This window comes from Actinomadura sp. 3N407 (assembly GCF_052245875.1).
Taxonomy (GTDB): Bacteria; Actinomycetota; Actinomycetes; order Streptosporangiales; family Streptosporangiaceae; genus Spirillospora.
In genome coordinates, this window is record NZ_JBQQBP010000066.1 from 1 (window position 1) to 1,389 (window position 1,389).

General features: G+C 68.9%; 2 protein-coding genes. Both read right to left on the reverse strand.

Annotated elements, in window-relative coordinates; all coding sequences use genetic code 11:
* Nucleotides 1–29: 29 nt before the first annotated feature.
* Nucleotides 30–959, reverse strand: a complete 930-nt coding sequence (locus ACTWPP_RS44910) for an IS3 family transposase (RefSeq protein WP_443110604.1) — start codon at nt 957–959, stop codon at nt 30–32.
* Nucleotides 956–1,339 (reverse strand): transposase, encoded by a 384-nt coding sequence (locus tag ACTWPP_RS44915; RefSeq protein ID WP_358471019.1) that lies wholly within the window; start codon nt 1,337–1,339, stop codon nt 956–958. The genes ACTWPP_RS44910 and ACTWPP_RS44915 overlap by 4 nt, the downstream gene beginning before the upstream one ends.
* Between the last annotated feature and the right edge of the window lie 50 nt (nt 1,340–1,389).

The window sequence follows — 1,389 nt, forward strand, 5'->3', positions numbered from 1 at the left end:
TGTCAATCCCCTGAAAGTGTGGAGACTGGTTATGCCACCTTGGCCCCGGCGTAGTGGGCTGTTGTGGCCCTCCTCTTCTCGGTGATCTGCTGCTCGAACACCACCGGCGGTAGCCCGTCGTTGGCGCTGTGCCGACGGCGGACGTTGTAGAACCCGGTGATCCAGGTCGCGATCTTCAACCGGGCCTCGGCCTTGGTCGCGAACCGGTGCCGGTGGACGTACTCGACCTTCAGGGTGGAGTTGAACGCCTCGGCCGGTGCGTTGTCGAGCGCGCAGCCGACCCTGCCCATCGACTGGGTCACGCCCAGCCGGCGGCAGACGGCCTGGTGACGGGACGCGGTGTACTCGCTGCCGCGGTCGGAGTGGAAGATCACCCCGTCCACATCGCCGCCGCGAGTGGCCACCGCCATCTGCAGCGACGCGATCGTCAGGTCCGCGTCATGGTGCTGCGACATCGCGAACCCCAGCAGCCGGCGGGCGAACATGTCCTCCACCGTGGCCAGATACAGCGGCCCTTCATCGGTGTCGATCTGCGTCACGTCCCCGACCCACAGCAGGTCGGGGGCCACAGCGTTGAAGTTGCGGCGTACCAGGTCCGGGGCCGCCTGCCGCCTGCCCTGGCGGGTCAGCGACCGGCGCCTGCGCGGACCGGGCCGTCCGGCCAGGCCGAGCTCGGCCATCCGCGCCGCCACCGTGTTCTCCGACACCCGCCACCCCTGTTCACGCAGGTCGTCGGTGATCCGCGGGGACCCGTAGGTGCCACCGGACGCCTCGAAGGACCGGCGGACCGCAGTGTCCAGCTCGGTCCGCCGACGCTGCCGCCCGGTCGGCGCCTGGACCCCGATGCGCTGTCTCCACTTGTAGAACCAGGACTGCGAGACACCCAGCGCCCTGCAGGCCACCGCGTGGGGAACATCGTGGCCGGTCTTCTGGTCGGCGATGAAGGCCGCCACGCTCACCGGCCCTCCGCCTCCTTCACCCAGAGGACCACTGATCGCTTGAGGACATCACGCTCCATCTCCAGCTGAGCGCGCTCGGCCTCCCACGCGGCCTTCTCCTCGGCATGCCGCCGGGCCATCTCGGCCTTCTGCCGGCGCAGCCGCGCCAGCTCCTCGCGCTCGGACTCGCTCAGCCCCGAGCCCTTGGACGACTTGGACAGAGTGCCGCCTCCGTTCCCGCCAGAACCGGCCAGCCGATCCTTCTTCACCCAGTTGTGCAGCGTGTACTGGTTGATTCCCAGATCACGCGCCACCTGCGCGACTGGCCTGCCGGTCTCCTGCACGATGCGCACCGCTCCGGCCCGGAACTCCGGATCGAACGAGCGTCTCTCGGTATCCAACGACCCAACCTTCTCCCAGGTTCGGTCTCCACGATCTCAGGGGAAGCGCA